21 protein-coding genes and 1 tRNA gene are annotated in these 26,932 nt (G+C 44.7%); 7 read left to right on the top strand and 15 right to left on the bottom strand.

Annotated elements, in window-relative coordinates:
- The first annotated feature begins 172 nt into the window (after positions 1–172).
- From RIG66_RS01885 to RIG66_RS01870, 4 genes are all read left to right on the top strand, one after another.
- On the top strand, positions 173–772 hold the full coding sequence (locus tag RIG66_RS01885) for a gamma-glutamylcyclotransferase (protein ID WP_446374669.1): 600 nt from the start codon (positions 173–175) through the stop codon (positions 770–772).
- Positions 773–1,086: 314 nt separating this feature from the next.
- Entirely contained in the window at positions 1,087–6,924 is a 5,838-nt protein-coding gene (locus tag RIG66_RS01880; RefSeq protein WP_446374667.1) for a protein kinase domain-containing protein, read from the top strand.
- The gene (locus tag RIG66_RS01875) at positions 6,908–7,354 is read left to right on the top strand and encodes a response regulator (RefSeq protein WP_446374665.1); all 447 of its coding nucleotides are present in this window, start codon (positions 6,908–6,910) and stop codon (positions 7,352–7,354) included. The genes RIG66_RS01880 and RIG66_RS01875 overlap by 17 nt, the downstream gene beginning before the upstream one ends.
- Positions 7,355–7,364: 10 nt before the next feature.
- Positions 7,365–8,132 (top strand): response regulator, encoded by a 768-nt coding sequence (locus RIG66_RS01870; protein ID WP_446374663.1) that lies wholly within the window; start codon positions 7,365–7,367, stop codon positions 8,130–8,132.
- A 63-nt stretch (positions 8,133–8,195) separates the two neighbouring features.
- On the opposite strand, the gene coaBC is transcribed toward RIG66_RS01870, so the two are convergent.
- From coaBC to RIG66_RS01835, 7 genes are all read right to left on the bottom strand, one after another.
- Positions 8,196–9,395 carry a bifunctional phosphopantothenoylcysteine decarboxylase/phosphopantothenate--cysteine ligase CoaBC gene (coaBC, locus tag RIG66_RS01865; protein WP_446374661.1) on the bottom strand — a complete coding sequence of 400 codons (1,200 nt, stop codon included), beginning with the start codon at positions 9,393–9,395 and terminating at the stop codon, positions 8,196–8,198.
- On the bottom strand, positions 9,392–9,604 hold the full coding sequence (gene isiD / locus RIG66_RS01860) for a protein IsiD (protein ID WP_446374659.1): 213 nt from the start codon (positions 9,602–9,604) through the stop codon (positions 9,392–9,394). Before isiD ends, coaBC begins: the two co-directional genes overlap by 4 nt.
- 204 nt (positions 9,605–9,808) lie before the next feature.
- Positions 9,809–9,882: transfer RNA gene (locus RIG66_RS01855), tRNA-Pro, on the bottom strand.
- A gap of 260 nt (positions 9,883–10,142) precedes the next feature.
- Positions 10,143–10,514 (bottom strand): DUF1818 family protein, encoded by a 372-nt coding sequence (locus tag RIG66_RS01850; RefSeq protein WP_446374657.1) that lies wholly within the window; start codon positions 10,512–10,514, stop codon positions 10,143–10,145.
- A 58-nt stretch (positions 10,515–10,572) separates the two neighbouring features.
- Positions 10,573–11,721, bottom strand: a complete 1,149-nt coding sequence (locus RIG66_RS01845) for a hypothetical protein (RefSeq protein WP_446374655.1) — start codon at positions 11,719–11,721, stop codon at positions 10,573–10,575.
- A gap of 280 nt (positions 11,722–12,001) precedes the next feature.
- Positions 12,002–12,463: a hypothetical protein gene (locus RIG66_RS01840; RefSeq protein ID WP_446374653.1), complete on the bottom strand. Its 462-nt coding sequence runs from the start codon at positions 12,461–12,463 to the stop codon at positions 12,002–12,004.
- Positions 12,464–12,773: 310 nt separating this feature from the next.
- A complete protein-coding gene (locus RIG66_RS01835; RefSeq protein ID WP_446374651.1) occupies positions 12,774–12,950 on the bottom strand; it encodes a hypothetical protein in 177 nt (58 codons plus the stop codon).
- A gap of 150 nt (positions 12,951–13,100) precedes the next feature.
- On the opposite strand from RIG66_RS01835, the gene RIG66_RS01830 reads away from it, so the two are divergent.
- Positions 13,101–14,372: a lipid-A-disaccharide synthase-related protein gene (locus RIG66_RS01830; protein WP_446374649.1), complete on the top strand. Its 1,272-nt coding sequence runs from the start codon at positions 13,101–13,103 to the stop codon at positions 14,370–14,372.
- Positions 14,373–14,453: 81 nt separating this feature from the next.
- Positions 14,454–14,867 carry a fasciclin domain-containing protein gene (locus tag RIG66_RS01825; protein WP_446374647.1) on the top strand — a complete coding sequence of 138 codons (414 nt, stop codon included), beginning with the start codon at positions 14,454–14,456 and terminating at the stop codon, positions 14,865–14,867.
- Positions 14,868–15,171: 304 nt separating this feature from the next.
- On the opposite strand, the gene RIG66_RS01820 is transcribed toward RIG66_RS01825, so the two are convergent.
- The 7 genes from RIG66_RS01820 to RIG66_RS01790 all read right to left on the bottom strand — a co-directional run bounded on the left by RIG66_RS01820 (position 15,172) and on the right by RIG66_RS01790 (position 25,232).
- On the bottom strand, positions 15,172–15,927 hold the full coding sequence (locus tag RIG66_RS01820) for a PEP-CTERM sorting domain-containing protein (RefSeq protein WP_446374645.1): 756 nt from the start codon (positions 15,925–15,927) through the stop codon (positions 15,172–15,174).
- A 197-nt stretch (positions 15,928–16,124) separates the two neighbouring features.
- Positions 16,125–17,093 (bottom strand): PEP-CTERM sorting domain-containing protein, encoded by a 969-nt coding sequence (locus RIG66_RS01815; protein ID WP_446374643.1) that lies wholly within the window; start codon positions 17,091–17,093, stop codon positions 16,125–16,127.
- A 209-nt stretch (positions 17,094–17,302) separates the two neighbouring features.
- Positions 17,303–18,307 (bottom strand): NF038130 family PEP-CTERM protein, encoded by a 1,005-nt coding sequence (locus tag RIG66_RS01810; RefSeq protein ID WP_446374641.1) that lies wholly within the window; start codon positions 18,305–18,307, stop codon positions 17,303–17,305.
- Between the two features lie 446 nt (positions 18,308–18,753).
- The gene (locus RIG66_RS01805) at positions 18,754–19,677 is read right to left on the bottom strand and encodes an NF038130 family PEP-CTERM protein (protein ID WP_446374639.1); all 924 of its coding nucleotides are present in this window, start codon (positions 19,675–19,677) and stop codon (positions 18,754–18,756) included.
- A gap of 717 nt (positions 19,678–20,394) precedes the next feature.
- Positions 20,395–20,619: a DUF167 domain-containing protein gene (locus RIG66_RS01800; protein ID WP_446374637.1), complete on the bottom strand. Its 225-nt coding sequence runs from the start codon at positions 20,617–20,619 to the stop codon at positions 20,395–20,397.
- Between the two features lie 225 nt (positions 20,620–20,844).
- On the bottom strand, positions 20,845–24,165 hold the full coding sequence (gene nrdJ / locus RIG66_RS01795; protein ID WP_446374635.1) for a ribonucleoside-triphosphate reductase, adenosylcobalamin-dependent: 3,321 nt from the start codon (positions 24,163–24,165) through the stop codon (positions 20,845–20,847).
- Positions 24,166–24,284: 119 nt separating this feature from the next.
- Entirely contained in the window at positions 24,285–25,232 is a 948-nt protein-coding gene (locus RIG66_RS01790; RefSeq protein ID WP_446374633.1) for an aldo/keto reductase, read from the bottom strand.
- Positions 25,233–25,601: 369 nt separating this feature from the next.
- Here RIG66_RS01790 and RIG66_RS01785 point away from each other — a divergent pair, with 369 nt between their 5' ends.
- Entirely contained in the window at positions 25,602–25,850 is a 249-nt protein-coding gene (locus tag RIG66_RS01785) for a nucleotidyltransferase domain-containing protein (protein WP_446374631.1), read from the top strand.
- A gap of 264 nt (positions 25,851–26,114) precedes the next feature.
- Here the strand turns inward: RIG66_RS01785 and RIG66_RS01780 are convergent, their stop codons facing one another.
- Positions 26,115–26,591: a DNA-binding protein gene (locus RIG66_RS01780; protein WP_446374629.1), complete on the bottom strand. Its 477-nt coding sequence runs from the start codon at positions 26,589–26,591 to the stop codon at positions 26,115–26,117.
- Positions 26,592–26,932: the final 341 nt, after the last annotated feature.

The following is a 26,932-nucleotide window of genomic DNA, read 5'->3' as shown; positions in this document are numbered from 1 at the left end:
TTGACTATGAAGGAATTCTATGACTCCCCCATCTCCCCCAGCTTCCCAGACGTAGTATGCTAAGTCTCTACTACCCCAAACCCGTAACTGAAAAATCGGCTACAGTTCGTTCTGCTGACTTCGTTGAAAATATATTACCTTTGCCGTTTAGTATTGTAGTCTTTAGCCAGCGATGACAACTCAGCCGCGCGATCGCCAAGATTCACCCTCACCGTCTCTTGAACCGTCTTCACCCGTAGCTAATGTGCTACAGTTCCCCCAGACTGAGCCAACCTTTTACTACTTTGCCTATGGCTCCTGTATGTGTCCGGTTGATTTAAAGCGATCGCTAGGTGAAAGTACTCATGCTTTCGTCCTAGGTTCAGCCGTTCTCAAAGGATATAGACTGGGATTTAACCGCAAATCAGCACGGCGTAACTGTGGTGTACTAGATATCGTCCCCGATGTAAACGCAATGGTTGAAGGCGTCTTATACCGCTTACCTGAGCGATTTAGTGATCCTCTTGATCACCGGGAAGAAGTACCCCGTGGTGGCTATCGACGAGAAACCGTAGAAGTGTCTTGTCAAGGACGAATCTATCACAATGTCCGGACTTATGTGGTTGTGGAAAAATTAGCCGAAGAATTAGCACCGAACGATTGGTATTTTAATGTTGTGCTGCGTGGGGCTATTACTTGTGGGCTAAGCGAATCTTACTGCTGGCAACTCTTTAACCACATGCACCAGCTTCAACAGCGTCACTGGCAAACCCAATCCTTACGTTCCGCGTAGTCAGCACCTCCGACAAGGATCGGGTGATTGATTGTGCGTTTATCATCCCTCCCCTCTCTTCCTACTCCCTTCTGACTCCCCTCTCCCAAGCTTGGGAGAGGGGCTGGGGGTGAGGGCTGATTGGTGTCAACTTAAGGTGAAAAGCTCGGTTGAGCAAGGGTGTAGGGTGTCAATTGTCTGTTGGCAGCTAAAAAACCTAACACCTACCACTGATCCTATAAAAAAAGAGACACTTTCCCATCAAAATGCTACCGTTTTTAGATAGACGTACCATTCCTACGTCTGGAACAGCGCACTAATAGGGAAATCCCACCGTGATTATCCTTCCGGGTTACCAGATTCTCTCCAAAATATACGAAAGCTCTAATTCTATAGTCTATCGGGGAATCCGACAGGTCGATACTCAACCTGTTATTTTGAAACTTCTCCAACCCGACTATCCTACGTCTGAAGAACTTAACCGCTATAAAACTGAATATGAAATTACTCATAACTGGCAACTGGCGGGTGTCATTCACGCCTACGACTTACTCGATTATCAGAATAGGTTGGTGATCATATTTGAAGACATTGGTGGAGAATCATTAAACGTATTACTCAATACAACAAAATTTTCACTGTCCGATATTCTGGACATTGCGATTAAGATTACAGAAGGCTTAGGTCAAATCCATGCCGCTAATATAATTCATAAAGATATTAATCCATCAAATATTATTTTCAATCCGGTAACGGGACAACTCAAAATTATTGATTTTGGTATCGCGGTTCGCGTATCTAGCGAAAATCATTCGCTAAAACAATCGTCTAGTGTAGAGGGAACATTAGCCTATTTATCACCCGAGCAAACTGGACGGATGGATTGCCCTCTAGATTACCGCACGGATTTTTATTCCTTAGGTGTCACTCTTTATGAACTATTAACCCATCATCTTCCTTTCGATAAAGGTGAACCCATGGAGTTGATTTATTGCCATCTGGCTCAACAGCCTCTCCCCCCTCATGTAACGTTGCAGTCAAATAGTGTTGAGGAAAAAGATAAGGGCGCTGGAGAAGCTGGGGACGAGGAGGAATTAACGCTAAACAAAGTTTGTCCTCAAGCCATTTCCAATATTGTTATGAAACTATTGGAAAAAATACCGCGAAAGCGATACCAAAGTGCGGTAGGACTCAAGGCAGATTTAGAGTATTGTTTAGAGAAATTAAAAACAACTGGTAAAATAAAAGAATTCCCCCTTGGATGTCAAGATCTGGGGAAAACATTGCAAATTCCCCAAAAACTTTATGGTCGGGAACGTGAAACTCAAGCCCTCCTCGCCGCTTTTTTTCGCATCGCTTGTTTCCAAAAGGGGCAAGGGGCAATAAATACCCAAAAAGGGTTGAGTGAAATTATTCTGATTACGGGTGATGCTGGCATTGGTAAGTCCGCTCTAATCCAGCAAATTCGCCCATCGATTATCCAGGAAAATAGTTATTTTATTACTGGAAAATTTGATCAATTTCAACGCAATACTCCTTATTCAGCTTTGGTTAATGCCTTCTCCAAATTAATCCGAAAAATTTTAACTGAAAGTGAAGCAAAACTTAGGGAATGGCGAAAAATATTACTGGAAGCATTAGGTCGCAATGGACAAATTATTATCCAGGTCATTCCAGAAGTTGAACTGATTATTGGTACTCAGCCTGAAGGAGCTGAATTAGGATTGGCTGAATCCCAAAATCGCTTCCATTTAGTCTTTCAAGCCTTCATGCGGGTTTTCTGTAAACCTGAACATCCTTTAGTCATTTTTTTAGATGATTTACAATGGGCTGATGCAGCTACCCTAAAGTTGCTGGAATTTATTTTGACAGATGACCCAATCTACCATCTATTCCTCATTGGTGCGTATCGAGACAATGAAGTTGAGCCGAATCATGCTTTAATGATTAGCTTCGATAAAATTTGTAGTCTTGGCGTTATTCTCAACCAAATTATCTTAACCCCCCTGAACCGGGAACAGGTTATTGAGTTAATCTCCGAAACTTTACACAGAGATGCTCAATCTGTTACTGCTTTAGCAGAACTCATAGTTCGTAAAACTGCAGGAAATCCTTTTTTTATTAAAGAATTTATCAAAACCCTTGCCCAGGAGAATCTGATTTTATTTAGTTCTTCTACCAAGGAAGGTTCTGGTCAGTGGACTTGGGATATCGACCGGATTGAAGAAACGGCGATTACAGATAACGTGGTGGAGTTGATGATTGGCAAGTTGAAAAAACTTCCGGAAAGCACTCAACATGTTTTAAGTTTAGCCGCTTGTATCGGAAATCATTTTCAACTCGATTTACTTGCCAAAATTCATGAGAAAACTCCGAATGAAACCTGGGATGATTTATATTCAGCCATTCAGTTAGGATTAATTGAACCTCAGACGAAAAAATCGCAAAACTATTTTCATTTAATTCAATATTATAAGTTTTCGCACGATCGCGTACAACAAGCGGTTGATGCTTTAATGGATAAAGCATCAAAAGAAACCGTTCACTGGCGCATTGGTCGGCTGTTGCTTGGCCAGCTATCCCCCTATCAAAAATATGAGCGAATTTTTGATATTGTTGATCATCTCAATTGGAAAGCTTACGCGATTACCACGACTCACGAACGACTTGAATTAACTCGGTTAAACTTAGCGGCTGCCAAAAAAGCGAAGTCAGCAACGGCTTATACCGCCGCTAGAGATTACCTAAACTACGGACTATTCACCTTAAGTGAAACAAGCTGGACTGACCAGTATTCATTAACCTTAAAACTTCATAAGGAACTCGCTGAAGTTGAATATCTGAATGGTGACTTTGAATCATCACAGCATTTAATTCATCAGAGTTTAATTCAAGCTAAATCCGTTATAGAACAGGCTGAACTGTATAACCTGCTTATTGTTCAGCATACCATGCTAGCCAACTATAAAGAAGCCATTAAAGTCGGACGCCAAGCCCTAAAAAAAATCGGTATCGATTTTCCCGACACTAATGTAAAAAGCGGCTTAAATCGTGAATTATCTGAATTAAAACGAAATTTAGGAACTCGGCACATTGCCAGTCTAATTGATTTACCCTACATGACCGACAGGGTGACAAAAGCGGCAGTCAATTTACTATTAAGTCTCGATCCGCCCACCTATTTCTTTGATCAAGATAGTTATGCGTGGGTTACGGTAAAACTCGTCAATTTATCCCTACAATATGGTAATGCTCCTGAATCAGCTAAAGGCTATTCCAATTATGGATTACTCCTAGGTTCCCTTTGGGGAGATTATCAGTCTGGGTATGCCTTTGGTTTACTGGCTTGTCAACTGAGCAAAACGTTTAATCATCCAATTTATATCAGTCGCACCCATCATTTCTTGGCGACATTTTTGAATTCCTGGGTCAAGCCGATTCAATGTGCTGAGTCGATTAATCATGAAGCTTATCAGGCGGGAATGGACGCTGGGGATTTTCAATATGTTGGCTATATCTTAAACAATCAATTTCATAATGCCTTCAATCAAGGCTCAAGCTTAACCGATGTCCTTACCCAAGCTGATACATTTTTGCACTTTAGCCGCAAAACTCAAAACCAATGGGTAACAGACATGATTTTAGCCTGTAAACTGCCTATTGGAAATTTATGTGGACGAACGGAAGCGAAAGAGGTGTTTGATACTGATGAGATGAGTGAAGCCAATTATTTAGCTAGCTGCCATACTTATCAGACGTTTGGTGGTCTTTGTACATTTTACAGTATTAAAGCCTGGGTTCTTTATCTCTACAACCAACCCGAAGCAGCACTTAATTGGATTAAATCAGCCGAAAAATACCTGCCCTTTATTCGTGGTTTATACATCCAAGCTGAACATAATTTTTATATATCCCTGATTCTAACCGCACTCTATCCTCAGGCGGCGGAGAGTCAACAAGCTGATTATTGGCAAACCTTGATTATTGCTCAAGTTCAGATGAAAGGTTGGGCAGACAATTGTCCAGAAAATTTTCGGCATAACTATGTATTAATTAATGCAGAAATGGCACGGATTTCTGGTCAAACGGAAAAAGCAATGGATCTCTATGATCAAGCCATTGACTTAGCCAAAACCAATGGCTTTATTCACCATGAAGCTTTAGGAAATGAACTAGCCGCCAAGTTTTGGTTGAGTAAAGGTAAGGTAAAGTTTGCTCAACTCTACATGCAAAAAGCACGCCATGGTTATCAACATTGGGGTGCCAAGCGAAAGGTTGAAGATTTAGAGAAGACTTATTCTGGCTTATTTACCGACGCCTTAACCTCGGTTAATATCAAAGATACACTTACCAATTCACATACGGACTCAGTTTCGGGGAGTCATCTTGCCGCTGTGCTAGACTTGACCACGATTATTAAAACATTCCAAGCGCTTTCTAGTGAAATTGCCCTCGATAAGTTGCTGATTAGCTTAATGAAAATTTTAATCGAAAATGCTGGCGCGACACAAGGCGCTTTACTATTGGATTGGGAGGGACAGTTACGGATTGAAGCAACGTGTCGGGGGGATTTAGATAGTATTGCTGTCTTGCAATCGATTCCCTTAGAAACCAGCCAAGATATTCCCACCACGATTATCCATTATGTCAGCCGGACGCAAGACATTTTAGTCTTAAACGATGCCACGTCTGAGGATAGATTTATTACCGATGCCTATATTCAGCACAATCAACCCCAATCTATCGTCTGTGCGCCCCTGCTAAATCAAGGACAATTGATTGGACTGTTTTATCTAGAAAATAATTTAGCGATCGCGGCATTTACGCCCGAACGAGTTGAACTGTTAAATCTAATATCAGCCCAAGCCGCGATTTCGATTAAAAATGCTCGTCTGTGGCAAAAACAAGCGGAACTTAATCATTCATTACAGGCGGAAATTGCCGAACGCAAACGCACAGAAATCGCTTTACGTAAAAGTGAGGGACTTTATCGAACCCTGACGCAAAATTTTCCTAATGGTTCGGTTCTATTATTTGATCGAGAGTTACGCTTCTTGTTAGCAGAAGGCGAGGGGGTAAGGGCTGGCGGCTTTGAACCTGAACAGTTAAAAGGAAAAACGATTACAGATGTCTTATCACCCGATGTTTGTAAAATCATCGAACCTCTGTATCAGTCAGCCTTAGCCGGAGAAACCAATATATCGGAAATGACATTTGCCGATCGCACCCATCAAGTGTATACGCTTCCGGTGAAAAATGAGCAAGGTGAAATTTTTGCTGGGATGGTAATGTCTCAAGATATCACCCTGCAAAAACAAGCAGAACATATCTTACAAAATGCACGAGAAGAATTAGAACGGCGAGTCGAAGAACGCACCCAAGCCTTAAGCGCCATGAATAACGTCCTACAAGCGGAAATTGCTGAACGTCGCGATGCGGAAGCAAAACTTAAACAACTGACCCAGGAATTGCAACGTTCTAATCAAGAATTGGAACAATTTGCCTATATTGCTTCCCACGATTTGCAGGAACCGTTACGCGCTGTGGCAAGTTATACCCAACTTTTACAACAAGACTACCTGGATCAACTGGATGAATCCGCCCAAGACTATATGGCGTTTATCATTGATGGTGCAACCCGAATGCGCCAGTTAATTCAAGCCTTGCTGATGTATTCTCGCCTGGGGACTCGTCCACCAGAGGGGAAACCGACCGATTGTAATGCTATACTGCGTCAGGTGAGTGAGAATTTACAGATCGCGATCGCAGAAAGCCAAGCGACGATTAGCCACGATTCCCTCCCCACGGTTCAGGCTGATCCCACTCAAGTGATCCAACTGTTTCAAAATCTCATCGCCAACGCGATCAAATTCTGCCGCGATCGCCCCCCTCACATCCAGATTGAGGCACAATTAAGAGAGAATGCATGGCTGTTTCAGGTCAAGGATAATGGAATTGGGATTAAACCCAAATACCTCGACCGTATCTTTGTCATCTTCAAACGTCTCCATACCCGGCGCGAGTTTTCGGGTACAGGTATCGGTTTAGCCGTTTGTAAGAAAATTGTCGAACGCCACGGTGGACAGATTTGGGTGGAATCTCAACCTGGAGTTGGTAGCACATTTTTCTTCACCCTTCCCTATTTGATATCCTCCGATGAGCAGCCATTATAGATTTAGACCCATTGAAATTTTACTGGTGGAAGATTCCCCCAGTGACGCGAATCTGATCCAGATCAGCTTTAAGCAAGCTAAAATTGCCAACAACTTGCATTGGGTAGAAGATGGGGAAACCGCCCTAGACTACTTACTCCAGCAAGGAGATTATGCTAACACTCCTCGTCCAGATTTGATTGTGTTAGATCTGAATTTACCGGGAATGGATGGTCAAGAAGTATTAACCTCGGTCAAATCAGACCCCACGCTCAAACGGATTCCCGTGATCGTTCTCACAACCTCGGAAGATGAAGAGGATATACTCAAGTCTTATGAACGTTATGCCAACTGCTATATTACCAAACCTATCGATATTCAACAGTTTATGCGAATGGTTCGGCTATTGGAAGAATTTTGGTTAGCGGCAGTTCAATTGCCCTCGGAGTGAGACCCGTCCTATGGACAAACACCTAATTCATGTTCTATTAGTGGAGGATAGCCCTAGTGATGCTCGCTTGCAGCGTCATCGATTTTCTCGTTTAGACCCAACCGAATGGCAACTTCATCATGTTGAACGACTCGCTGATGCGATTGAGAGTTGTACAAATCTCCCCATTGATGTAGTTTTGTTAGACCTGAATCTTCCTGATACTGATGGCTTAGAAACCGTTACCGAATTCCGAGAGGCAATTCCCTATCTGCCCATTGTTGTGTTAACGGGAAATAATGACGAAGAATTAGCCCTAGGAGCAATGGCGCATGGGGCGCAAGATTATTTACTTAAGGATGATATTACCATTCCCTTATTAGTGAAAACGATTCGTTACGGGATTGAACGGGGACAAATTCTCAAAAAACTCCAGGATAGTGAACGACGTTTCCGGGGAATTTTCAATCAAACCTTTCAATCCATGATGTTGCTGACTCCAGAAGGATTGATTGTGGATATCAATGAAACGGCATTAAATGCGAGTGGCTATAAATTAGATGATTTACTCGGTTTACCCGTATGGAAACTGGAGTGTTGGAATCACTGCCCCTCTATACAGGAGTGGTTAAAAGCGGCGATTAAAAAGGCGGCTAATGGTGATTTGGTGCGACAGGATGTTCAGTTTCGCAAACAGGAAAGCATCATGGTTCGCATGGATTTTTCGCTTAAACCGTTAAAAGATGAGGAGGAACGGGTTATTTTACTTATTGCGGAAGGACGAGATATTCATGAATAAGGCTGTTCGTAGTCAGCACTTTAGTGCTGGGAAATCAAGCATTTTGAGGCACTAAAGTGCCTACTACAAACGTATAAAATTAAGCAAGGCGTGGGCGAGTTCAAGTTTGCTGCACGGTTGAACCGACTCCTGGCGTCCCTGTTTATCAATGAAAATGGCTTGATTGGTATCGCTGGCAAATCCAACATTCGGCTGATCAATAGGATTGGCGGCGATCGCGTCTAAATTCTTGGCGTTTAATTTTTCTAATGCAGGCTTGACAATATCACCAGTTTGTGCTGCAAACCCGATTAACTGTTGATGAGTTTGTTTGCGCTGTCCTAACTCTGCCAAAATATCGGGTACAGGTTCTAAAGCTAAGGCAGTGGGAAGCTGGGCTTTGGGTAATTTCTCTGAAGTATGATCGGCAGGTTTGACATCGGCGACGGCGGCAGCCATGATTACCAGATCCGCTTCAGGGAAATAAGATAACATGACCTGACGCATTTCAGCCGCACTGACAACGGAAATTGCCTGAATATCGGGGGGAATGGGTTCGGTTAGAGGCGCATGAACTAACACCACTTTGGCACCGCGATGTTTGGCGGCTTGTGCCAATGCCAATCCCATCTTACCCGTAGAGGGATTGCCAATAAAGCGCACAGGGTCTAAATGTTCTCTGGTGCCACCGGTACTAATTAAAACCTGTTTGCCGACTAAATCCCGCTTACCGCCTGTGTATAACACCGAATAAATAGCAGCGAGAATCTCGGAGGGTTCTGCCAAGCGCCCTGCACCCACGCGATCGCACGCCAATCGTCCGGCATCGGGTCCCACCGTATGATACCTGGAATCGCTCAATAGGTTTTGCCAATTCCGTTGTACTGCCTGCTGTTCCCACATATCCGTGTTCATCGCTGGGGCAAGGAGTACGGGACAATGGGAGGCGAGAACGGTATTGGTTAATAAATTATCGGCTAAACCGTGAGCTAACTTGCCCAACGTGTTAGCAGTAAGGGGGGCAATCACGAATAAATCAGCCCATTCGCCCAACTCGATATGAACGGGGCGATCGTGAATCGGTTGCCAAAATAGGCGATCGGTATACGCCTGATGGCGCGAGAGGGTGGAAATAGTCAGGGGGGTGATAAATTCTTGAGCCGCTTGGGTGAGAATCACCCGAACTTGCACCCCAGCCTGAAACAGAGTGGAAATAACCTGACAAACTTTATAGGCGGCGATACCACCGCCTATACCTATCAATACTCGCCGCGACTTATTCACGCTTCATCATACGCTTCTAGGTCTAGCAAGTAGAGGTAGGGTTCTGCTAACTCCGGACGTTGGAAGGCTAGCGCCCGCAGCAAATGCCAGTCATCGAGCCCCGCAAACGCATTGTCATATTCGTCCTGTTCTAAACGTCCTGCTAATTCAGCAATATCCTGTTTCGTGAAAGCCGACAAATCACGCTGGGACATGGTTAACGTTGCCATTGCTCACGCCTCTCTTGAATCGGATTGGTGTACATTGCACAGAGCGCTATTACCGCCGCGTTTCTATTATCGCCATTCAAGCACAGAACTGGGGAGTTTTTTTGTTAAGGTTCTGGTAAGATTTTTCGGTTTGAGTCATGAATCCTTAACCATGAATTAACCCTAGAGACATCAAAATCCCTAGGGTCAATTTTGGTCTTGCGATCGGAGCGGCGGGATTTGAACCCACGACCCCCACTACCCCAAAGTGGTGCGCTACCAAGCTGCGCTACGCCCCGTGAAACCTTTCCTAGATTATCATAAGATTCATCATTTTAACAACTTTCCAGAAACACGTTCTCATACAAGGGTTTGAGGGGAAGCAGTCAGAACAAAAAATCCTGTAGGTTGTGACGCCAGGAAACCCAACAGGCTCTCATCGACAGGAAAGGGCGACCCAATGTCATGGAGTGGATTCGAGTTGATCATTGATGCAAGCGGGTCGCCCCTACACACACCTCAGGTATCTTTCCCATTCATAGCCCCCTCTGGAACTCTCTCAAAAGACTTTTAGAGACTGAGTTGCTTGCAGCAAACCGGGAACGGCTGTGGCTTGCCAACTCCCCTCACAACGACGTTCCTGGTTCAAAATCAAGCGTAGTGTATAGGCAGACGGATAACCTTCCACTTCCATCCAGAGCAAATCACTTTCGGCTTCACAGGTGATTTTCTCCTCATCGACCAACTCATCAGCGATGTCTTCAATGGCTTGAGCAAGTTGTGCTAACAATCGGCAAAAATCGTCTAACTCCGCCTGAGTCAGCTCGATTGCCCACTCATCTGTACCCACTAACCCCTGATAATGAGTTGCCTGAGGATTCCAACCTAGACGCCAACCTGAGCCACTTTTGACAATTCGTTCCGTGGTCATTGGTCATTGGTCAGAGTTTGAGGAACATTTATATAACTTAACCTCATTTGAATCATTTCTAAGATTGCTGTTCTAACCAATCTCGGATTACCCTCTTAGCGGTATGATGAGATACCCCAACCAACATGGCAAGAGCTTCTACCAACAGGGCAAAGGTTTCATCTAGCATTCGGGAAATTGTTTCGGCGCCAAAGAAGCCCAAAAACTGATTCAGAATTTGCTGGACTCGTTGTGCAGGTGTTGAATGACTGGTTATTTGTCTAGTTAACTGCACCCATTGGCGGCGAATTAAATAAGCTCGTTTGCGCTCATCGGCTGATTCCGGAGTAAGCAACTGCAACTCTCCCACAGGTATCATGAGCCGACAATCCTGATCAAATATCCCCCCAACGGCAGCGCCAGGTCCAGCAAATTCGGCATGATAACGTTTCCAGAGAATTACACCATTTCGACGACGCGGATCAACGATTAATAACTGATTATTTAACCAAAAATTTTTTCCAGGCATTGTTACTATTAGCGACTTTTTGGGTGATTGTGGTGGATTAGCTGAACCCGATATTTCTGTACTTGGAGTTTCCGAGTCCGGGGATAAATTAGGCGAAGAATTTACGAGCAAGGAATGATGCCTTGGCGAATCTCGGATGATCATCTGAATGGTATGAGGCAATACCCCAACTAACAGCGCCAAGGCTTCAACCAAAAGAGCCAGGGTTTCGTCTGGCATTTGGGCAATGGTTTCGGCGTTAAAAAATTCCCTAAAGTGACTCAAAATATTCCGGGCGGGTCTGGCTGGTGTTGGGTAACCCGTGATGTGTCCAGTCCGTTGCGCCCACTGGCAGCGAATTAAATAAGCTCGTTGTCGCTCCTGGGCTGATGCTGGAGTGAGCAGCTTTAAATCACCCACAAGTATTATTTTCCGACAATCCTGATCCAATATGCCCCCAAAAGCAGCGCCATGTCCAGCAAATTCGGCATGATAACGTTTCCAGAGAATTACACCATTTCGACGACGCGAATCAACCACTAATAACTGATTATTGAAGCCAAATTCTTCAATTATTAATGATTTAGGGGGTTTGGGTGGATAACCTGAACCTGATGTTTCTGTACTTAGAGTTTCCGATTCCGGGGATAATTTAGGTGAAGAATTTACTATCCAGGAAGGATTGGAACTCTCCAGAACTGGATTGGAGGAATGATTCATGGTTACTCGATCATGAGTTTAATATTGTTTTAACTCAGCCAGTAAGTTGTATCATTGGTGTTTGATTCGGATGAGTCCAATATTCACAAAACGTAATATCCTCATCTGGAGCATTATTAAGGAGGTTGGTGGAAATAAACTCAACCAATGTACCCTTGCTCCCCCAGCTTCCCCAGCGTTCGACTGAACTTCGACAGGCTCAGGGGTCCGCGCTCACGCCGAAGTCTTCCCCCGCTTCCCCCACTCCCCCTCACCACAACACTTATTCAGCAGACCCTACTTAGTTCCTTGGCGAATCTCGAATCATCTGAATTGTATAAGGAAATACACCCACCAATAGGGCAAAGGCTTCGTCAGGTATTTTGGCAATTGTTTCGGCATCAAAAAAGCCCTCAAACTGACTCAGAATCTTCTGAGCACGTTTGGCTGATGTGGGATGATTGGTTATTTGTATCGTCAGTTGCGCCCACTGGCGGCGAATTAAACAAGCACGTTTTCGCTCATCGGCTGATTCTGGGGTGAGCAACTTCATATCCCCCACAGGTATCACTTGCCGACAATCATGATCAAATATTCCACCGACGGCGGCACCCGGTCCAGCAAACTCGGCGTGATAACGTTTATAGATAATTAAACCATTCCGACGACGCGGATCAACAATTGATAACTGATTATTTAACCCACATTTTTCAGTCATTGATAATTTTGGCTTTTCAGATGGGATACCTAAAGCCGATGTCATTGATGATTTGGATGGTTCAGGCGAGACACCTGAATCTAATGTCTCTGTGTTTAGTTTGTCCGACTCCGGGGATAATTTAGGCGAATGATTCACTATCAAAAAATGATTGGAACTCTCCAGACCGAGATTGTTGGGCTGGTTCATTGTCACTAGGGCAGGGGTTTACTCCTGTTTTAACGCAATCGCCGTTGTACTTATCCTACAAACTCCTAATCGTTGCCAATTGAGCTAGGATTGCATCCTCAGTATCATAGTCCAGCAATTCTGGTGCTGCTGCTGAGGAAACGGTTTCAGGCAAGTGAATTCGTTCTCACTCAATGGTACACTTCAGTGCTTCTGCTAAGAGGACGGGTTCAACATAACCTAATTCCTGGCGGATGCGGGTAGAATCGACCACCCAATTCTGTTCTAAATTGTAGGGCAAACTCCAACTGTCTGGCATCAGGGATGGTGACGCAATTACGACTTCACCCTTCCATCCAGCCACTTGTCCAATGCATCGAATCCGTTCTGCTGCCGTCGGAAATTGTGCCTCTGCTATATTTTGACATCCTCACCGCCCTAGAAGGACGGGACTTTAGACCCATTATTTCCGGTAAATTAATAGTGATATTACCAAATCACCGATAACCAAACTATGCAACTGCTGTGCATCAGCAACGGGCACGGAGAAGATGTCATTGCTGTCCGAATTTTACAGGAACTCAACGCTAGCCCAGATGCGCCCGAATTAGCCGCATTGCCATTAGTGGGTGAAGGTGCAGCCTATCGGCAATTGGATATTCCGATTGTTGGACCTGTGCAAACCATGCCCTCTGGTGGTTTTATCTATATGGAAGGGCGTCACCTGCTGCGCGATGTGCAGAGTGGTTTGTTGAAATTGACATGGGCGCAATTGAAAGCGGTTCGCCGTTGGGCGAAACGCGGCGGGATTATTTTAGCGGTGGGGGATATTGTCCCGCTTTTGTTTGCGTGGTTAAGTGGTGCCCCCTACGCCTTTGTGGGAACGGCTAAATCGGAGTATTATCTGCGGGATGAAGCGGGATGGTTACCCAATCGTAAGCGTCGCGAAGGATGGTCTGGTTCGGTGTATTTGCCGTGGGAACGTTGGTTGATGAGTCGCAAGCGATGCAAGGCGGTGTTTCCTAGAGATAAACTGACAACAGAAATTTTGCAAAAATGGTCAATTCCGGCATTGGATTTAGGGAACCCGATGATGGATGGGATTGAACCGGAACACCCAGAACCGATATTCTATGAACCCGATGCTGAACAAAAAGAAATGCAGCGTCCTTTGATTGTTGCATTATTACCGGGTTCGAGAATGCCAGAAGCCTACCAGAATTGGCAGAAAATCGCCCTAGCCGCAAATGGGTTATTGGAGGCTTATAAGCAACGATCAGTGGTGTTTCTCGGCGCGATCGCACCCGCTTTAAGTCTTGAACCCTTACAAGAAACGTTGATAGGGTATGGATGGCGTCAGCAGCCTCTGGAAGACATCAATGTGAACCTGAAGTTGAATGACCCGAGTGCGATCGCGTTAACCAATCAGAATGGCACTTTGATATTAACCCAAGACGACTATACCCTTTGTCTGCTCAAAGCCGACTGCTGCATTGCCATGGCGGGAACCGCAACCGAACAATTTGTCGGACTAGGAAAACCTGCGATCGCAATTCCAGGAACAGGTCCTCAATACACCCCAGCTTTTGCCGAAGCGCAAACGCGACTATTAGGACCATCCTTAATTTTAGTCGAACAACCCGAGCGAGTCGCCCAAGTCCTCCAACAGTTGTTGCGAGACCCAGATCGCTTACAACTGATTGCCGAAAATGGTCGTCGTCGTATGGGTCAATCCGGTGCAGCGCGACGCATTGCCGATTGTTTTATGGAACGGTTTGAGAAATAATTCTAACCTTTGAAAGATGTTAGTTTGAACCAAACTATTGTATTCCTAAACAGGAGATTCATTCAAAACCCGATCAAACTCATGCCCAATCTTGTCGAGACTGCCATCAACGCTGGTTCGTTCAACACCCTAGTCAAGGCGGTTGAGGCTGCCAATTTAGTCGATACTCTCAAGAGTCCTGGTCCCTATACCATATTTGCCCCTATTGATGAGGCATTTGCGAAACTGCCAGAGGGAACCTTAGACACACTCTTGCAGGATATCCCCAAACTCCAGAAAATTCTTACCTATCATGTTGTCTCCGGAGATGTCAGAAGCGATAACCTGGTCGAGTTAAAAGAAGTGCCAACCATGGAAGGCTCAGTATTAGCGATCGATACATCTAGTGGTTATAAAGTGAATCAGGCTATTATTGTCAAGCCCGATATCCTAGCGGATAACGGTGTTATTCATGTGATTGACTCAATCTTGATGCCAGCCATAATGTCCAGTTGATTTTTTCGGCTTTTGCATACTTAGTCACTAATTTGTTAGCTCTTGCACCAGTCAAGGGTAAGCCGATTTTATGTAGGGTGGGCAAGACTTATAAACCTTGAAATGCTGATATTATCGTTTATTGCTCTTGCCCACCTCACGATAACTGGGGAATTTATTACCAGTGCTGCAAAATCTTACTTTAATAATTAATCATAAATCTGAAAAAATATTTTTATAAAAACTAGACCATTCACTTGTGACAATCAAACCCTCACAAGTCAAAGGGAGTCAAGCGACTCCCAGAACAGCAATATCGCGTAATCTAACTCACTTTCGCTCGTTTGCGTTTGGCGGCGAAGAAACCAGCCAAGCCAAATAACCCGAACAATGTGGCAGGTTCCGGTACAGATTCGGTTTCAGAATTGACGGCTAACGAGGATACAGATTCGGGTACAGATGCCATGTCAAGTGTTGGCGGGATTGTAACTTGAACACCCGGTTCTACTGGTATGTTATAGGACACAGGTGTAGCTGTTTGGCTCAGATCAAACCTCAGTTCAGCATTAACAGTGGGATTGAATAGTGTTGCCAAAGTAGCGGACACTTCACCGTTACCCGTTAGATAACATGTACCAACTAAACAGGTTTCAATATTGTTGAAATCGTAACCATCTACAGTAACAATATCGTTAACAGAGTTGTAAGACCACTCGAATTCAGAAAGTTCATTGGTTTTAGCTGCATCGCTAAAAATAGAACCGCTCCCTTCAAAAGCACTAAGAGAAACTCGATCACTGAAAAATTCAGGCAAATACTCTTCTAAATAACTGAGGAAAGGAATCGTTAATTCAGTATCACCTGTGTCAGCTAGCCTACCACTGAAATTATCGACAACGGTACTCGCATCCACTGGCAAATCTACTGTAGTTCCTCCATCTAAGAATAACCATGGTAAAGACACACTGGCAGACCCAGAATAATCCAGTCTGGTCAAATCAGCAGCTTCAACCGGAGCAATTCCTACCACACCGAGAGCCATAACTCCAGTTCCAGCAATTGCCATGGATAACTTATTCATGTCGATTTATCTCCTGGTTACATCTACGTGTTCCTTCTTAATCTATGAGATGTAACAATTTATTTAGGTAAAGCAACTATGAAGTTATGTAAAGTGTTGATGAATATTCTGGCGGGTCGATTCGGTGTTAATATGAGTAAAAAAAAGAGCCAGCTAGCTCCCGTAAATGCAAAAGAATTTCTATGCTGAAAGATTTACTATTTTTTCTGCTTACGTTTTGCCGCCAAGAAACCACCCAAGCCAAATAGTCCTAATAATGTGGTAGGTTCCGGTACAGATGCGATATCAGATTCGTCACCAAATTCTTCCGATGGATCTGTAGGAGAAGATGGTTCTTCGGCAACAGGTGGTTCGGCTTCAGGTTCAGGTTCAGCAGAGGGGTTCTCGCCCACGCCCACAGGGGGGTCAGGTTCAGGTTCTCCTTGCATAGGGGGTTCAGGTTCAGGTTCAGGTTGAGGAGATGGTTCTTCGGCAACAGGTGGTTCGGCTTCAGAATCAACAGGTAACAAAGCGATCGGTGCGGGTATAGAGTTGATTGGAGTGATTGAATAGTCGAAAGATACTAAACCAGGCTCTGTAGAATTGTCATCAACCAGAGACATTGCGGTTTGGGTAAAACCGCCGCTTATTATCAAATTAATATCGGAAGAGGAAAATAAAGAAGCGCTAGCATTCCCGTTAAATAAGACACTACAGGTACTCTCTAGACAGCTTTTTATATTGGTATATTCATAGTTACCTGCAACAATTTCATTATCTCGGTAAAAGACATCAAACTCAGAGAGCAAGTTGTTCTGGGAATCTAGAACAGAACCCTGAAAGTCAATATCATCGATCAATGGTAAAAAGACACTAGGTAGGAGTGCCTCTAAATAGTCTTCAACATGGCTAAGACCCAACGTTAGCTCTTCATCTTCTGCATCAGATAACCGACCATGAGGATTATCGACAATCATTGTACTCTCGAAATCTACCTGTTGTGGATCAAGGAGCGCTTGAAGCTCTGATGGTAAAAATGACGACACAAAGGGACTAACGTCTACGTCAAACGCAACAGATCCAGAGGAGTCAATTTTTGTCAAGTGAGCCGCTTCAGCCGGAGCCATACCTACCACGCCGAGAGTCATAACTCCAGCTCCAGCAACTGCTATAGATAGCTTGTTCATATCGATTTGCCGCTCTCCTAACATTACATATACGTGTTCCCTCTTTAATCTATGGGATGTATAGACCTGATGAGATAAAGTAACGGTGAAGTTTATATGAAGTTTTGATGAATTTTCTGGATCGTCAAGTCGTGGGGAGGCGATCGCACAAAAAAAAGGAGGGAGTCACCTCCTTCTCCTATAATACAAATGTTCTATTTTGCGGCTGACTATTTTTTCTGCTTGCGCTTGGCGGCAAACATACCTCCCGCCGCCAACAGGCTTCCTAGTACAAAGGAGGGTTCAGGAGCCTCTTCCACTTCCGCATTAGTCGATAGCTCAGGATCGTAGAGACCTGTATGAGACATCATATCCCCCTGTTCAAGCAACCCAGATTCTGCGGCGCTGAAGCTGTAGTGGTAGGTCGTCTCTCCCTCATAGGTAATCTTGACGAGTTCAGCAGCTTGGATAGGGTTCCCGCCCAAAAACTCTGACAAGGCAGTTTTTTGGAACGAAGTTAGATCATCAAAGATCAGATCAACTGCATCATAGTGTCCCGCTAGCCCAACCTCTAGGCTTCCTGTCATATCATCCATGTCAACGTAGGCAATATTCGGATCGCTGAATCGTTGAAATCCACCGTTATCCCGGAATGCGTTGAAAAGACTTGTTTTACTATTAGGAATTTCGGGTATGAACATGTTCGCTGTCTCTAGCAGATCATTGGTGATACCATAGGATGCTAAAGCTGCCTCAAACCACTCATTCGCCAAATTATCGGCTTCATAGTTAGTATCTAAGCCTTCCCCAAACCAATCTGTTGCCGTTAAACTACTCAGGGTAATGCTTTTGTCCCCAAGATCACCCGTTAAGCTGGTCGTTGTGTCGTAATTCAAGAATTCATCAAGGGATAGTTGTTCACTATTGGCGAATAGCTCAACATTGCCCCCTGGTTCCCCCTTTTCACAACTGTTACTAGGAATGAACGCTCCTCCAACCGAACAACTTCCTTGCAGAACTGTTTCCAAATCCGCATCGTTGTTGAGTCTTGTAAAATCCGTACTCGCTGTAGGATCTAGATTGGGGACGTGTTCGTAGATTAAATAGTCTTCTCCTTTTTCACCAGTCACCATAGGGTTAGTCAGAGATGCCGCCGACGCTGGATTGGTGGCGATCGCACTGACACCCATGACAACTGATGCCCCGACGAGCAGTTTCTTGATATTAGTTTTCATTGCAGTATCTCCGTGACTTTATAGGTTGAGCCTTCTTAAAAGCACATACACAGGGTTAGGCTTTGGCTAACCCACTCTTGGCTCTAATAACCTCTGGTTGCCCTCTAACAGGCGATATCGTCAGCCCTTGAGCTTTCGTCGCCTGCACACAAATTTCCTCTTCTCTTTATAAAGTTTACATGAAGTTTCGCAAAAAATCGATAAAGTTTCGATGAAGTTGTAGCCATTTTCTCTTATATGTGCTAAAAGCACTCAACAACTAAATATATATGAATTGATCTAGCAATCTGTATACCTTTGGTGGCATTTTGTAAAAAAATGGTGTATCGCCACCGAAGTATGCCTACTCACTGACAAAAATCAGATCGTCAAACTACAAAGGGAGCCTGTTGGCTCCCTGAAAACTGCCCTAATTGTCACAAATGCCTATCTCAGCGACATTTGACCTAAGATTTTTTGCTCTGACGTTTGGCGACGACTAAACCACCTACCCCAATTAAGCCGAGTAGAATCGAGGGTTCTGGTACATCAACTGGATCAAGCGTAAACTGTGGATCGTAGACTCCAGTGTGCGATCGCGTGCCATCGTTGGACGATAGGGTAGATCTAGCCGCACTGAAGGTATAAGCATAGGTGGTTCTGCCGTTATGGGTCACTTTAACCACCTCACTGGCTTGCAAAGGTGAACCTAACGTTCCTATTCCTGCGCCTAACAACATGTGTGTCGCGTCATAGTGACCCGCTAAACCAATATCCACTGTGCCGTTATTGTTATTGACGTAGCTGATATTCGCGTCACTGAAACGTTGGAATCCACCGTTGTTCAGGAATGTATTGTATAAACTCCCTCGAGTGTAACCTAAACCGCCAAGTAATAAATCGTTAATATTATAGGCATCCAGGGCATCACTAAACCATCTATTGGCTAATGTATTTGCCCCATAGACAGTATTTAGGTCATTTCCAAACCAGTCTACTGCGGTGAGGCTACTCAGTGTCATGCTTCTACCATCATCAAACGTCGCTTCTAAACTGGTAACGTCCTGATGCGCTTTGAATTCATCTAGGTCAAGTTGTTCGCTGCTGGCGAATAATTCTAGGTTTCCACCGGGTTCACCGGGTTGACATTGATATTGAGGCTCATAGGCGGGAACACTGCAATTTCCTTGTAGGAGAGCATTGATATCTGCGGCTGGATTGGCTACCGTTGTATCCGGTATACCATCATTATCCGTATTAATCGCGTCATATTTAATAATGTCTGAACCAGAGAGAGTAAACGTTGTTGCAGCAGCTGGGGCAGTGGCAAGCCCAGTGACACTAGCAATAATTGATGCGCCAAACAGTAGTTTTTTCAGATTGCTTTTCATGATTTATTTACTTACTTATTGAGTGGTTACAAAGTTTAAGGGTTGTATAATTTCGCTTGTCATGGCAATATATTCGCCCTTCACGTCCTGGATTTCAGGAAATGACAAGACAACATAAGCCTTTCAAGTTAGCGAAATTTTATCGATTCGCTGGGTTGCACTTTTCTCCTTACTTATCAAACCCAGTCGGCTCTCAGATATCTTTTATTATAGAGATACCGATTTCTAAAATGGGTGAAGCCCGTGTAAAACTTCTATAGGCTTCTGTGAAGATTTAGAGAAGACTAGGAAAACCTAGTGCAACGCGGCAGATAACTATTCAGTTGAAAAAGGTGCAACAGCTTACTGTACAAGCTTTCTTTACTTCTGTTTCCTGCGTTCTGCCTTCTTGCACTAGAGACTTAGGACGAGTTAAATAGGGAGAAAAATGCCTGATTTTTTAATTTTTGTAACGTTTATTCCCCAGTTTACTGGCAAAAATATTGAGATTTATGAATCATTAGATCATGTCCTTCTCGTCAGTTATCGTTTTCTTTTACCTTGCAACCTTGTAGTGTGAACATCTTGCTCGCTACCCATTCCCAATCTAAATGCATGACAACTTAATCTTGTCAAAATCTTGCGCGGGAACCTAAAATATCAGATTGAATACGCTGAATTAAGCGTTTTTAGCACTAAAGCGCAACTACGAAATCGATCTCAAATTGGAAGAAAATTCTAATCTTCAACGATTTCAATTAATTTTATTTTAGACGACAACCCTGATTTAATCTGAACTTGAGACTTGGTAACATTGAATTTTTCTGCCAATAACTCAATTAACTCCTTATTCGCTTTCCCATCCACAGGCGGCGACTTCAGGTTCACTTTTAAAGTCCCATCCACCATTTCTTCTATCGATTGCTTTTTAGAATTGGGTTTAACTTTCACCGTTTTTTTCATATCCACCTGTAGGGGCGACCCGCTTGCATTAATGAACAACACCAAGCGATTTAATTGTGTTATACCATCCCCCTCTTCCCGATTAGATCCCCCTTCCGTCCCCCTTAAAAAGGGGGGATGGAGAGAGGTTTGGAGAGAGGTTTTCCAGATCCCGTGAAAAGTAAGCCCTTGTCAAGGGGAGGAAACTCGAATGGTTTTAGTCGGTAGGTTTATCCGAATGATGAATTATGCATTCGGTGTCTGTTCCGGGAACATACATTTATCCGAATCACAACCCACGGGTCCAGCTTCGATTAATTCGCCAGCATCATATTTCTCCAAAGCCGAATAGAACTCAGAGACTTTCCGTCGCTGTTGCACCTCTTGCATTAATTGGTTGTATGTTGCTTTATCAATCGGTTCAAAAGGCAAACGTGGGAAGGATTGATGATCATCAAACCGCGCCAACAGCGCCGCTGAAATATACCCGTCATCATCCTGAATTGCTTGATAAATCCGTTCTCCTAACGGTTCAACTTCATTGACGCGCAATTCCCAGGTGGACGAGGTGTTGTGTGTCACATACCAGCGCTGAACTTGCATGGCAAAATCCATTTGTGCCAATGCCGAAAACTGACTGATATCAATTTCATCAGCACCCGGTAAATCTGCCCAAGATACAGCCACGGGAATTTCCACCAGCCATTCCGAACAGGCTTCAGCAAACGGATCATTTAAGAGATTCCCGTTTTCATCTTTATCGGATTGGGAAGGAGTGACATTGTACCCGTATTCCAAACAAGCTAACGCCACTGGATCATTCTTTCTGAACGTAATTCGGCGAATAAATCGCTGTGCCTTAGGGGGATGCCAACCCGGAGATGCGCCTGTGAGTAGAGATTTTGTCCCAGACGGTTGCACTGTTGTACAGCGATTGGGGCGTTTAATCCCATGCTTATCGCAATACTCCCAAACCACCCGATGCACAATATCGCGCCACCGGGTTAAATAGGCTTTTTCTTGTTGCTTAAACTGTACACCTTGGTCAGTATCGGGGCGTCCCTCTGCCCACCAGTGTAACCAGTCTGCGCCAAACGCCTTGACAAAGAAATCAAATAATCCGGTGAAGGAGACGCCAACAATCGGGTCTAATTCCCGTGATTTTTGATACCGTTCCTCAACAAACGTATGGTTGAGCAAAATGGCAACGGAAAGCGCCCCAGCACTGAATGCCTCCTCTTGTTCTTTCTCGTTATTCGGATCAATTTGATTTAGGTGAATTTCGGCTAAGTTACAATGGAATACCGATCCGATAATTTCACCGCAATTGTGCGCCACAATGCCATTGGCATCAAACCGAGAGACACCTGGAACGGTGCAATCGTAAACGGATTCGATACCAGTAGGAGAAACCGACTCAACGGTGACAACAAAGCGTTCCCGGTTTAGCTTACGCTTGTATCCGTCGAGTAAATTATCCAACGTCTGCTGTTTTTCCGGCTGACGGAAACCCACGCGATCGCGAAACTCAATCAGATTGTCATTAGCAATCACCAATTCGTGCTGATTTTGATCAACCGTAGAAACGATTCCTAGACGCAGCAGCATCCGCTGTACGGCTTGAAGCAACTCAAGATTACTTGCGGCTAAACGCACACTAATGCCTTTATTTTGCGTTCCTTGCACGCTAGCATTGGCATCGAATAAGCCTTGTAAGAATCCCTGATAGAACTCGTAGCTGGCTTGTTCAATTTCTGGCGTCACTATTTTTTGACCGCGATGAATCTTGAACTGTGCGGCTAATTGATCCCACCCACTCGACGCCACTTGCTGTAAATCCAGTTGGCGATCAGAATCACCCCCTAAATTTACAGTACAAACACCCTTGTTTTGGAGGGTTGCTACTTCAGACTCTGCCATTTTGACAGGAGAGTCACCCCAGAATCGCACTATTGCTTGAGTTTGGGCGAGTGATCCGTCACCAACAAGACTCCCTAATAACCATCCTTGGTTAAATGTTCCCACACCTTGCCACGGCTGAATTCCTCGGTGATTGTGCAAGCATACGCGATCGCCTGGTTGCAATTCCTCGGCCGCTACCCATTCGGTGTATTGACGCTTTTGGGTTTGGGCGCTAATACGCAAAAGTTGATGGTTTCCCGTCAGACGTAGGGAAACCCCCTCTTTTGTGGCTAGGGTGAAGACGGCGCGATCGCCCGTATAGAAAAAGCCATCGGCTGTTGTACTAAACAGTTCCCCATTAACGTAAGTTCCATGCTGCTTCCCGATTAAATCTTTAACTTGGCGGGGACCAAATTCCGTATGCACCCAAGTATCAGCCGTCACGCAGGGATTTAAGCCAAACCGCTGCAAGCGATGTTCAATTTCATCGGGGGTCAAATTCGGATACTTTTCCTTTAACCAATGACTCCCATTTCCTTGTTCATAAGCTTGCAAAAACTCTTTTTTCAAGGCTGGAGTATCTAACAAATCACAACTTGCTCGTGCTACAGCTTCTCCCGCCCATTGAATCGCACCTTCACCAGAATAATATTGTTTGCGAACCGCTGCAATACATTCATCTAAGGTGGGTTTATGATGAAAAACACGGGAATGATTCGCCATCCTCAACGCATCACGTTCCGGATCAATCCGCCAATTTCCATGTTCATCTTGTTGCCACAGGTTATCTTTAGCATTAACAAACTTTTCATCATTACTAATCCCCTGGCGCATACCGGCAGAACGACGCACGTTTCCGGCTACAACCACAACAGCAGCTTCATCAATTAATAGACAGCATTCGACTGAATTTAATTGCCGTCCCACGGCTTTATTTAAAATCGCCGCACATCGCTGATACAGTTCCGGTAATTTAATCGGATTTGCTACTCCACCAAAACCTTTTAGGGATTCTCCGGCGGGACGGATATCACTCACATTAATGGATACCTGAACTTCACCAGAAAATTGTTCATTTGTGGATAATTCCAACAGACTTTGATAGGACTTAACCCACCCTTGACGGGAGTCGCCGACATAAATTTTTACCTGATTCCCATCAATTTTGACCTCGGTTTTTTCGCGCCGTTCCTCTGGTGGCGTTGTGCCAATTTCACCCTCTAAGATTACATTCAAGTGATTGCGAATTGGGGGTAACTGGTTGATGTATTGGGGTTCTAAAACCGCCCCTGTACCACATCCCATCATGGCGAGATCCATCATTAAGCCAAAGGCACGCCAGTCTACCACATTCGTAGACGTACAATTATAAGCGCCAGAGAAATTCTCCGGATTTTCCAGCCAATCGGTGCCGCCGACCCATAACCAGCGTCCTGAGGGTAAACTTTTAATTTGATGCATCATCCGTTCCAGCAGGGCGGTTTCTGCTGGAGTCAGCTTACCCAGTTTGCTTAAGCCTTGGATAGTGCGATCGCAAACCTCCCTCCACGTCTCTCTACCCTTGGCTGTGCGGCGGCTGTAGGTTCTGAAAAACACCGGATTTGCCGTCGCTGCCGTTTCCGGAAAATCACCATTGATGCGTTTTCGCTCAAGCTCTCTTACCATGTGATAATCTACTGTTAATTTCCGCTAAACCTAGACTATAGGTCATGTCAGATATAGCGGTCAAAGCTTGAAAAATTCATCCGTTTGCGCTAGGTGTAGAGACGTTGCATGCAACGTCTCTACAAACCACGAGTCACCTGATCCAACTGTTCCACCTCACTCGGATTTAAACTCCACCCCAACGCCCCGGCATTTTGCTGGGCTTGCTGGGCAGTTTTCGCCCCCGGAATTGGCACGACACCTTGGGCAATTAACCAATTTAACGCCACCTGTGCAGGCGTGCGATCGTATTTTTCCCCTAATTGATGCAACAGTTGAATCACAGGGGCAATTTTCTCTAACCCCCCTTTGCTAAAACGCGGATCAAGCTGACGCGCCCCCGTGGGTTTCATCTCGTTTTCTGGGGTGTACTTCCCGGTTAATAATCCTTGGGCTAGAGGACTATACGCCAAAATCGTCACCCCCAACTCCCGCGCCGTATCCAAAACCCCATTCCGTTCAATTTTCCGCTCCAGTAGGGAATATTGCACCTGATTCACTGCCAAGGGAATTCCTCTGGCGGCTAGATAACCGTGCGCTTCCCGCATTTGTTCGGCGGAGTAGTTACTTACCCCCACACTGGCAATTCTCCCCCGTTGCACCTCATCCGCCAGCGCATTCATTAAGGTTTCTTGACTCATAAAGAAGCTAAAGGGAGAATGAACCTGATACAGTTCTATTTGCTCAACCTGTAACCGTTTTAAGCTAGCCGTTAAAGCGTCAGATACCGACTGTGACGTAAACCGCCAGGGAACCGGGAAATATTTTGTGGCTATCTGGGCTGGACGCCCTAATTCCTTCATAAACCGTCCCAACAGCGACTCGGATTCTCCTAATCCATACACTTCCGCCGTGTCAAAAAAGCTGACTCCCGCATCTAAGGTAGCGGCAAAGGCGTCTCGTACCTGAGATACTCCATAATCTTTGCCGTAGCCCCAAAACAGCGTATCGCCCCACGCCCAAGTACCAATGCCTACGCTGGTTACGGTGGGACCATTTTCAGCCAAGGTGGTTGTCTGTATCGTCATTCCCTGCGCTCCGATTTCGTTACATTTCTTAATGTTTATTGTATCGGGTTTTGCTGGTGGGGACTTTTAGATGAGGTCGGATGCTCAAACAGCCTAAGCAGACCAAGGATTTACGATCGCGACACCCGTCCCGGCAAAGTCGTCTTCGTTTCGGGTAACCAGATGCAGAGAATGTTGAAGGGCGATCGCGGCAATCAAGGAGAGAGTTCAAGGAAGAGAGTTGCCATAGTCTTTGCCAAGCCAAAATCTACGTTTATTCTATAGTGATAGTGATGCGGTTTTAACCCGTCACTGAACAATGTCTTAGAATCCACGTTTTTCAAAAGGTCATCTGTAAAAAGAGAAGGAGTGGGTTGGACTTCTTGATTTATGCCAAACCAAACAGCTATAACTAGACATCAACAGTCCATAAAACTCCCAACAATAACCCAAACGATGCTCACTCAATCAAGACAGAAAAAACTTCCTCCTCAAGTAACCAATATACTCCAAGAACTCAAATCCTATTTAGAGAAAGTTTATCAACAACAACTAGAAAAAATCATTCTTTATGGTTCTCAAGCAAGGGGCGATGCAGAACCAGACTCTGATATTGATGTTTTAATCGTCTTAAAATAAGACTTTAATTTTTACCAAGAAAGTAGAAGAATTAACAACTTTGTTACCGACTTATGCCTAAAATATGAAGTGCTACTTAGTTGCACCTTCTCCACCCTTACTCAACTTAAAAATCAAACTACAGCCTTTTACCGTAATGTCAGCCAAGAAGGTATAGCCATCAAAACAACCTAGACATAATCTAAAACCAGTCGCAACGACTTCAGCCAAGGGAGAGCAGCGTCAGTTACATTTCTTAATTTTATGGGTCTCAAAGGCTTTGTCCTAGCTTTTGTGATCCCAAGCAATCACCCTAACATCGTAAAACGTTTCGATCCAGACCTTAGCACCACATCTGGAGCTATCGGGACGATAAACAACGCGGCATCCTCCCGGTATTTCTACCTCATGTCCATACAAGTTAGTCTTGCTGGTTCTGTGTTCCTGCTCCTTTGCTGGCGTGGGGTCGCACCACTTTTTTACCGTAATTACGGGCTGTTGTGAGTTGTTTTTATGATTCTGTCGAATTCTGTGTGAGTTAACGTGAATGATTGTTTTCGCTGGCTTTCTGGGATTGCGCCAACGGGGTGTCGGACCTCTTTGACCGGGCTTAATGATCGGTTTGCCGTTAAAGAGGGGCATTAACCACATTTTCCCGGTTTTGTAGGCTCCTTCCACTCTGCCGGAAATCAGCAGGACTCTTAGTCGAGCGGTAGAGATGTTTAAAATTTGAGCGGCTTGTGCCGTACCGACTATCATCATAACTGTAAGGGTAGCGTAATAGTTTTTAGCCAGGTGGCTGTAAAAATAGTTTACCGCTAGGATGGCGTTGCTCCCTCCTGATTAAAGGCGGCTGGTCGGTGCGCGATCGCGGGGTTGTCAATCCAGCGAGAGCCTTCTCAAACGCAGACGATTTGTTGTCTTTTCATGAACCGCGCCTTACTTCGTGAAGACGCGGATTGGCAGAGATAACCTGCCAGTAGAGACCTTCCATGGACGGTCTGTACATGAATAGGGCATGAGTTGGTAGGGGATAATCACTTCCGAACGCTTCTCTAGTTCGGCTTAAATGTAGGCTTAGGAATCTCTAGGCACTGGGTAAT

Origin of the sequence: Coleofasciculus sp. E2-BRE-01 (assembly GCF_040221695.1) — a bacterium.
Classification (GTDB): Bacteria; Cyanobacteriota; Cyanobacteriia; order Cyanobacteriales; family Coleofasciculaceae; genus Coleofasciculus.
The sequence above is the reverse complement of the archived record's forward strand: the minus strand, read 5'-3'. Positions and strand labels throughout refer to the sequence as shown.

What these genes read in the sequence shown, in the direction of transcription:
- RIG66_RS01885 (WP_446374669.1), top strand. Translation starts at nt 173, where the DNA reads ATGACAACTCAGCCGCGCGATCGCCAAGATTCACCCTCACCGTCTCTT.
- RIG66_RS01810 (WP_446374641.1), bottom strand. Translation starts at nt 18,307, where the DNA reads ATGAAAACTAATATCAAGAAACTGCTCGTCGGGGCATCAGTTGTCATG.
- isiD (WP_446374659.1), bottom strand. Translation starts at nt 9,604, where the DNA reads ATGGCAACGTTAACCATGTCCCAGCGTGATTTGTCGGCTTTCACGAAA.
- RIG66_RS01845 (WP_446374655.1), bottom strand. Translation starts at nt 11,721, where the DNA reads ATGAATCATTCCTCCAATCCAGTTCTGGAGAGTTCCAATCCTTCCTGG.
- RIG66_RS01820 (WP_446374645.1), bottom strand. Translation starts at nt 15,927, where the DNA reads ATGAATAAGTTATCCATGGCAATTGCTGGAACTGGAGTTATGGCTCTC.
- RIG66_RS01840 (WP_446374653.1), bottom strand. Translation starts at nt 12,463, where the DNA reads ATGACATCGGCTTTAGGTATCCCATCTGAAAAGCCAAAATTATCAATG.
- RIG66_RS01785 (WP_446374631.1), top strand. Translation starts at nt 25,602, where the DNA reads ATGCCAAACCAAACAGCTATAACTAGACATCAACAGTCCATAAAACTC.
- RIG66_RS01780 (WP_446374629.1), bottom strand. Translation starts at nt 26,591, where the DNA reads ATGATGATAGTCGGTACGGCACAAGCCGCTCAAATTTTAAACATCTCT.
- nrdJ (WP_446374635.1), bottom strand. Translation starts at nt 24,165, where the DNA reads ATGGTAAGAGAGCTTGAGCGAAAACGCATCAATGGTGATTTTCCGGAA.
- RIG66_RS01790 (WP_446374633.1), bottom strand. Translation starts at nt 25,232, where the DNA reads ATGACGATACAGACAACCACCTTGGCTGAAAATGGTCCCACCGTAACC.
- RIG66_RS01825 (WP_446374647.1), top strand. Translation starts at nt 14,454, where the DNA reads ATGCCCAATCTTGTCGAGACTGCCATCAACGCTGGTTCGTTCAACACC.
- RIG66_RS01850 (WP_446374657.1), bottom strand. Translation starts at nt 10,514, where the DNA reads ATGACCACGGAACGAATTGTCAAAAGTGGCTCAGGTTGGCGTCTAGGT.
- RIG66_RS01800 (WP_446374637.1), bottom strand. Translation starts at nt 20,619, where the DNA reads ATGAAAAAAACGGTGAAAGTTAAACCCAATTCTAAAAAGCAATCGATA.
- RIG66_RS01875 (WP_446374665.1), top strand. Translation starts at nt 6,908, where the DNA reads ATGAGCAGCCATTATAGATTTAGACCCATTGAAATTTTACTGGTGGAA.
- RIG66_RS01815 (WP_446374643.1), bottom strand. Translation starts at nt 17,093, where the DNA reads ATGAACAAGCTATCTATAGCAGTTGCTGGAGCTGGAGTTATGACTCTC.
- RIG66_RS01805 (WP_446374639.1), bottom strand. Translation starts at nt 19,677, where the DNA reads ATGAAAAGCAATCTGAAAAAACTACTGTTTGGCGCATCAATTATTGCT.
- RIG66_RS01870 (WP_446374663.1), top strand. Translation starts at nt 7,365, where the DNA reads ATGGACAAACACCTAATTCATGTTCTATTAGTGGAGGATAGCCCTAGT.
- RIG66_RS01830 (WP_446374649.1), top strand. Translation starts at nt 13,101, where the DNA reads ATGCAACTGCTGTGCATCAGCAACGGGCACGGAGAAGATGTCATTGCT.